General features: G+C 44.3%; 8 protein-coding genes and 1 pseudogene. 6 read left to right on the plus strand and 3 right to left on the minus strand.

Annotated elements, in window-relative coordinates; translation table 11 throughout:
- The 5 genes and pseudogenes from PX482_RS17265 to PX482_RS17280 all read left to right on the plus strand — a co-directional run.
- A partial coding sequence (locus PX482_RS17265; protein WP_288122750.1) for a DUF2092 domain-containing protein occupies positions 1–556 on the plus strand: 556 nt, incomplete at its 5' end.
- A 91-nt stretch (positions 557–647) separates the two neighbouring features.
- Positions 648–890: an AbrB/MazE/SpoVT family DNA-binding domain-containing protein gene (locus PX482_RS17270; protein WP_002760402.1), complete on the plus strand. Its 243-nt coding sequence runs from the start codon at positions 648–650 to the stop codon at positions 888–890.
- Entirely contained in the window at positions 887–1219 is a 333-nt protein-coding gene (locus PX482_RS17275; protein ID WP_147072359.1) for a type II toxin-antitoxin system PemK/MazF family toxin, read from the plus strand. Before PX482_RS17270 ends, PX482_RS17275 begins: the two co-directional genes overlap by 4 nt.
- 56 nt (positions 1220–1275) lie before the next feature.
- Positions 1276–1405: pseudogene (locus PX482_RS28130) on the plus strand (YgiT-type zinc finger protein); the annotation flags it as partial.
- Complete coding sequence (locus PX482_RS17280; RefSeq protein ID WP_288025856.1) at positions 1402–2295, plus strand: DUF6515 family protein; 894 nt, start codon at positions 1402–1404, stop codon at positions 2293–2295. The pseudogene PX482_RS28130 and the gene PX482_RS17280, both read left to right, overlap by 4 nt.
- Here PX482_RS17280 and PX482_RS17285 read toward each other — a convergent pair.
- Positions 2292–5354, minus strand: coding sequence for a sll1366 family intein-prone helicase (locus tag PX482_RS17285; protein WP_288094933.1), 3063 nt, complete (start codon positions 5352–5354; stop codon positions 2292–2294). The genes PX482_RS17280 and PX482_RS17285 overlap by 4 nt on opposite strands.
- 201 nt (positions 5355–5555) lie before the next feature.
- On the opposite strand from PX482_RS17285, the gene PX482_RS17290 reads away from it, so the two are divergent.
- Positions 5556–6344, plus strand: coding sequence for a pentapeptide repeat-containing protein (locus tag PX482_RS17290; protein WP_002760405.1), 789 nt, complete (start codon positions 5556–5558; stop codon positions 6342–6344).
- On the opposite strand, the gene PX482_RS17295 is transcribed toward PX482_RS17290, so the two are convergent.
- Together PX482_RS17295 and PX482_RS17300 are read right to left on the minus strand one after the other, a co-directional pair.
- On the minus strand, positions 6341–6712 hold the full coding sequence (locus tag PX482_RS17295) for an ArsR/SmtB family transcription factor (protein WP_002772122.1): 372 nt from the start codon (positions 6710–6712) through the stop codon (positions 6341–6343). The genes PX482_RS17290 and PX482_RS17295 overlap by 4 nt on opposite strands.
- A gap of 92 nt (positions 6713–6804) precedes the next feature.
- On the minus strand, positions 6805–6975 hold the full coding sequence (locus tag PX482_RS17300) for a metallothionein (RefSeq protein WP_288094932.1): 171 nt from the start codon (positions 6973–6975) through the stop codon (positions 6805–6807).
- Between the last annotated feature and the right edge of the window lie 263 nt (positions 6976–7238).

Consider the following 7238-nt stretch of genomic DNA (forward strand, 5'->3'; position numbering starts at 1 on the left):
GTACAGTGCCTATCAAAACATCTGGGTAGAGAAACCCGATCGCCTGCGCTCGGACTACACTGGGGATGAACGAGTTACCCGCTTTTTTTACGACGGTAAAACCTTCACCCTCGCGGATCTGGAACGGGATCTATACGTCACCAAACCGGCACCAAATACTCTAGATGAAGCCTTAGACCAAGTAGAGCAAAGGTACGGGATCAGCATTCCCATGTCAAATCTGGCAGCGAACGATCCCTGTGCAGAGCTAATGGCCGATGTCAAGCAAATTATTTTTATCGGCAACGACATGGTCAACCGCGAACAGATGTATCATCTGCTGCTGATCGGTAGCGATCGCGACTATCAAATCTGGGTCACGCAGGATGCCACCCCCCTACTGAGGAAAGCGATTATCACCTATAAAACTCTACCCGGTTCACCCCAGTACACGGCAATATTATCCGACTGGAATTTTAATCCCAGTACCCCCGCCGATACTTTCACTTTCCAACCGGGATCAGAGTCGATCCCTATCGAACTTCTACCCCCTAGGAATAATCAATCCCAGCCATAAAGCCCGTTCATAAAACGCGATCGCTTGTCGGTATTCCCCTAAATCAGCGTTTTGATATACTTTGAATATCTAACGAATTCGAGGTGGGATAATGAAGTCGCAGATTGGACGCTGGGGTAATTCTTTAGCGATTCGGATTCCCAAGTATGCGGTGGAAGCACTAAACCTCAATCCTAAGGACGTTGTTGAATGTTCTGTGGAAAACGGAAAGCTAGTAATTGAGCTAATTCAAGCCTTGCCTGAGTTAAGCCTAGAAGAACTACTGGCTGAGGTTGTTGAATCACCGGAGCCGGAAGTGGATTGGGGACGGCCAATGGGAGAGGAGGTTTGGTGACATACATTCCAGAACGTGGAGATTTCCTGCGGTTGAGCTTCGACCCACAAATTGGGCATGAGCAAATGGGTAATCGTCCAGCACTGGTGGTAAGCCCTATTGATTTTAATCGCAAGATTGGTTTTGCCTTTGTCTGTCCGGTGAGCAATACGCAACGCCAGAACCCTTTCTACGTCAAGATTCCAGATGGAGAGGCAGTGACAGGAGTTATCATGGTAGATCAGCTGCGATCGTTGGACTTCCGAGCGAGAAAAGCGAGCTTTATCGGCAAGTGTCCAGAACAGTTGCTCCAGGATGTTCTCAGAAGAATTAAGCCGATTCTGTTCTGACAGGGACATTCTCAAAAGTCCCAGAAGAGCGATATTAATTATGAACCCAACCCAGATTTATTATAGAAAATGTTCCCGCCAGAGTTTGTGTAGAAACAGGAGAGCGTTTTTTTTGCACCAGAAACCGTCGAACGCTTGCAGAAAATAATCTGGGAAGATAAAAAAATCAAGGAGTCCGGGCCATGAAAAGATCTTTACGTCAAAACTTATGTGTTCTTGCCGCCCTCCTCTTGGGTACAAGTTTACTGGTAACGGATTATGTGGACGCTCGCGGTGGCGGTGGTGGCGGTAGTCGTGGGGGTGGTGGTGGTAGTCGTGGGGGTGGTGGAGCTTCCCCACGGGTCAACCGCAGTAGTGATCTGCAAAACCGGGGGAATTTTAGTAATCGTTCCCAACCTTCCAGAGATTTTTCTGGAAGACAGGGTGAACGGCAAACCGGTCAACAAAACCGTCAAGGGGAACGCACGGAAAGACAGGGTGAACGGCAAACCGGCCAACAAAACCGGCAGGGTGAACGCAGCGAAAGAACCGATACCCGTCAAGGGGAACGCAGCGAAAGACAGGGTGAACGGCAAACCGGTCAACAAAACCGGCAGGGGGAACGCACCGAAAGAACCGATATCCGTCAAGGGGAACGCACCGAAAGACAGGGGGAACGGCAGCAGCAGGTTAGCGATCGCCAACAGAACCGTCAGAACTTTATTGACGATAATCGCAATGGTTACTGGCGTGGTGGCGGTTGGTACGGTGGCGGTTATTACGTCCCCCCGGGTTGGGGTTGGGTGGGGTTAACCACTGGCTTAGTCATCGGTTCAGCGATCGCCACTCTCCCCCCCTACTACAATACCGTCTATGTGGGTTCCAATTCCTACATTTACTCGGACGGCATCTATCTTCAGCCTAACGGTAGTTCCTACACGGTGGTGGCCCCGCCAATCGGCGCAATTGTCACCTATATCCCAGACGGCTGCACCACAATTACGGCTGACAATACGCTTTATTACAATTGCAGCGGTATTTACTATCAGCCTCTGTTTGAGAATGGTTCCACGGTTTATCAGGTGGTTCGCTTCTAATCGGGTTCTTCTTCATCAATAATTGCCGATCGATCTAATAATAATAAATCTCGCAGGCGATCGGTATCTAATTCGGTTAACCAATTTTCCCCAGCATCTACGGTTTGTTCCGCTAATTGTTTTTTGCTTTCGATCATCTCATTAATGCGTTCCTCTAGGGTTCCCGTACAGATGAATTTATGTACCTGAACATTACGTTTTTGTCCGATGCGGAAAGCGCGATCGGTGGCCTGATTTTCTACGGCTGGATTCCACCAACGATCGATATGAAAAACGTGATTAGCGCGGGTTAAATTTAATCCTGTTCCCCCTGCTTTCAGGGAGAGAATAAAAATCTTTGGTCCCTGGGGATCATTTTGAAAGCGCTCGATCATTTCTACCCGATCTTTTGTTTTGGTAGAACCGGAGAGAAATAATATTTCCTCGGCTAATTTTTTCTGGAGATGGGTTTGTAGGAGTTTTCCCCACTCGGCAAATTGTGTAAAAATTAAAGCTCGATCGCCTTCTGCTATCACTTCCTCTACCATGGCTTCTAAGCGTAATAATTTTCCCGATCTTTGACTGCTTTCTAAACTATTTTCTTTCAAAAAATGGGCGGGATGATTACAAATTTGCTTGAGTTGCATTAGCAAGGTTAAAATTAATCCATGTCTCTGAATTCCTTGAGTTTCTTCAATTTTCTGGAGGGTTGTCTCGACTAATTGTTGATAAAGTTGTCCCTGTTCGTTTGATAAACCACACAGGACATTCATTTCCTGTTTTTCTGGTAAATCTTCAATAATAGTTTTATCGGTTTTTAATCTCCTTAAAATAAAAGGACGGACGAGGGAACGCAAATTGTGCAGGGATTCTTGATCGCCGTATTTTTCAATGGGAAGAGCAAAACGACGCTGAAAAAAGGCTTGAGTTCCTAAAAAATTGGGATTGAGAAAATCCAAAATTGACCATAATTCTGTCAGGCGATTTTCTACGGGAGTTCCCGTTAAGGCAATCCGAAATCCTGCGGGTATTTTTCGCACTGCTTGGGATTGTTTAGCCGTAGAATTTTTAATATTTTGAGCCTCATCTAAAACTAAACCTTGCCATTGTACTGCTTCTAAACTGGACAGATCGCGATAGATTAAAGGATAACTGGTAATAACAACCGATTGATTTTTTACCGCTTGAGCAAAAGCTTGACCTTTTAATCTTTTTTCGCCATGATGCACAAAAACAGCCAGGGTGGGAGCAAATTTTCTTAACTCATGTTCCCAGTTATTGACCACAGAAGTGGGAGCCACCACTAACACGGGATTAACTAACATATCCTGTTCTTTTAATGCTAGTAAAAAAGCGATTAATTGCGGGGTTTTTCCTAAACCCATATCATCGGCTAAACAAGCACCTAAACCCCACTTTTCTAGGAAAGCTAACCAACTAACTCCCTTGATTTGATAGGGACGTAATTCCCCCCGAAATTCCCTAGGTGGGTTGATTAATTGAATCCCTTGATTGTTATTTAAATTATCAATTAATTCCTTTAATGCTCCCTCCGCTTGAAAATTAACTACCGGCAGTTTAGCAATTAGATTATTATCTCCTGAACTCAAGCGCAGAGCATCTTCCACCGAGAGATTCAGGGGAGCGATGGTATTATTTAAAATTGCCTGAGCTGCTTTAACATCGCTAGGTTGTAGGATTAACCATTTGCCCCCCACTTCCACCACTGGCGATTTTTTCTCTAATAACTTATCAAAATCTTTTTTTGATATTTCCTGTTCCCCTACCACTAATTTAAGCTGAAAGTTTAATAAACTGGTTAAACTTAATCTTTCTCCTTTTTTGGGAGTTACACTGGCAGCAATCTTAATTCCTAATCTTTGTTCATTACTACCGGCAGTTAAACCCGTTGGCAAAATTACCCCTAATCCCTGATCTTGCAATTGCCAAGCGATCGAGCGAATAAACTGATAAACTTCGATCGAATCAAGAGAACATTCCTCCGGGTGTCTTTGCTCTAAACTAATTCTAATCGGTTCGTACAATCGCGCCGCTAGTCCCAGTCCTTTTAAGAGAATTTCCTGGGGATTATTGACAACTCTTTGATAACTATGATAACTTTCTTTCCCCTCTAACCAAATCAACTTGGCACTAATGAGAAATTCGGGATCATCTAACGCTTGTAAATAATAGGTAAGTTTCCACGCTGTTCCTAGACTGGGAGGTTGTAAACATAAACAAACACGGTATTGATTCTCGATTAATTGGCGATTATTGCCATTCACTAAACTTTCTTGGATAGGAAACACCCAGTTATTATAAGCATTTTCTAGACGCTGTAAATTCTTCGCTTCTAAAGCAATGTCATGATGATCACTGCTTAAAGATTGTAGCCAGGGTTTCACCATCAATGACGGCGAAATATTAACAGTACTATCTATTTTTTGTCGTAAACGAGCATCGACAATATTTTTTAAGCAATCGAGAATAATTGTTTGTGGTTCGCTATTTTCTTGATAGGCAAGACAAACCGGGGGGATGGTTTGGATAAACTTAGCTAAACGAGTGCGATCGATGGTACTATCCAGCAGCGGATACCAGCAACTTTGACCTTGATTTATTCCCGCTAAAAATTTCCCCCTTGCTAATAAATCTAAACTCCAACGGTGCAAATACAGCCAAAATCGTAGATCATTGCCGATAAATTCGGCCTTAGCTAGGGGGAATTTCTCCCATAACCGCACTATCATTCCCGCAGAAAAAGTTAATCCCGATACCTGCCATGGTTGCCAAGACAAGGATTTAGCTGTGGGTTCGAGAATTTGCCCCGACAGCAGCGGTAAAGAATATTTTTTCCTTGGGGGAGAATAACTAGGGAGACTGAGCTTGATTGATTCTGGAGAATACCGGTCAAGCTGAGGAGAAAATTTCTCGATAAATTGGGCTAATGCCCCAGATTCTAGACAAAAAGGATGATTTTCCTTTGTTTCACTTAATTCCTTCCCTTGCCACTGTTCACCCCAAAGAAAAAAAACACTATCTTGCGAACGAATCAGCCAATTACCGTGTAGAGTAGTCATTATGAAATAGGGAAATTCCTCTAAAAAACTTGCTGTTGAAAAGGTAACAAATCTCGATTTTGTCGCTTCTTCTGACGTTAAGAGCCTCTAATCTTCTATTTTAGTGGACAAGGGCTGATTTCTCAACCAGAATCTAGTTCAGCGATTAGCCCCGATCGAATGGTTATTATCAGTAATAATAAATAGATTTATTTTTCAACTATGTACAAATCGATCGCCCTCACCCTCGTCCTCAGTCTTCCCCTGAACTTCTCCCTAGTTGGTCAGACGGAAGATTTAAACCACCTACAGCAATTATTATCCACCCGAAAATGTCCCCAATGCGATCTGAGCGGTTCGGGGTTGGTGCAATCGAATCTAACCGGGGCAAAATTAAATGGGGCCAATCTCGTCGGGGCTAATCTTAGTCAAGCTAATTTAAGTGGGGCGGATCTGAGTGGTGCCAATTTAACCGGTGCTTCTTTCTTTGGTGCTAATCTCACTGGAGCGAACTTAAGCGGGGCAATCTTGACGGGTGCGGATTTAAGAGGCGCTTATCTCAATAATGCTAACCTCGAAAACACCAAACTAGACACTGCATACGTGCAGGGTGCGGTGGGAATTCCCAGTAGTGCCGGTACTCCTGAACTATTCTACGGTCTAGGGATGGTGGAAGGAAAACAGGGACGCACCAGCGCCGCTATAGAAAATTTTAATAAGGCCTTGACAATTAACTCAGAATATGCTCCAGCTTATCTGGCCCGGGCCATGGCTCACTATCGTCTGGGACAAAATGCTCTAGCGGCCCAGGACGCTCAAATGGCTTCGACTCTCTTTGAACAGCAAGGTAACACCCCCGGGTACGAAGCGGCAGAGAATTTTATTAAAGGCATGGAAATCGCCCTAAAACCGCGAGAACAAGGTGGTGGCAACGCTCAATTAGACCAAATGGTGCAGGGGATTGGTTCTCTGCTCTTACAGTTTGTTTTACCCGCTTTGGGACTGTTTTAGTCCTCGTCCGCTGGCTCTTCTAAATGTTCCGAGACCGCGTAATAAAGGTCAAGAACATGATGATCGGCAAGACGATAAAAGACTCTCCGTCCCTGTTTTTGGTATTTAACTAATCTTAAGGCTCTTAGGGTTCTTAACTGGTGCGATACGGCCGATTCACTCATCCCTAAGTCGTCGGCTAAGTCACAAACACATAATTCTTGTTTGGCTAAAAGCGACAGAATTCTTAGGCGATTGGCATCCCCCAAAAGGCTGAAAAATTCGGCCATTTTTTGGGCTTTTTCTAGTTCTAATCCCTGCAAGTGCTGGAATTTCGCCTCTTGGTGATGGGATTCCCCACAAACCGGCGCTATTTTCTCTATGGCCATGTTTTTTCCTGATCGGTTATTAAGGGAAAGTTGAGAAAGGGAGGTATCGATCGAATTTTCAATGCCGATACTTGTCCCCTTCTCCCCAATAACTAAATTTGACTGCAACAACAGCCCTGGTGTCCACCGCCTTTCCCGTCAACGTGACCATCGGCACAAGCTTGGCAACAGTAGTATTGATCGTTTTTTTTGATGGCATCGGCGATCGATACTTGACACTCACAGGATCCACAAGCACATTTCATGGTGGTGACAGCGATCATGGTTACTACCTCTGAACTTCTTTACTGACTTTAGTATAACATCTGAACAGATGTTCATGGATTGAATAAAGTTAAATTTTTCTAAAACTCAGACAGGAAAGTTAGGGCAGTTATCTCAAGGGTGAGGTGGGAAGTTCTCCTTGATCAGTGATCAGATTTGAGTTTTCAGTTTGCATATAGAGCTTTTCACGTTACTGAGGTATCGACAAGTTTTGCCAACAAAGAGTTTAAGCCCCTTGCCCATGCCTCATTCTGATGAAAAC

Origin of the sequence: Microcystis sp. M53602_WE12, from assembly GCF_030065455.1 — a bacterium.
Classification (GTDB): Bacteria; Cyanobacteriota; Cyanobacteriia; order Cyanobacteriales; family Microcystaceae; genus Microcystis; species Microcystis aeruginosa.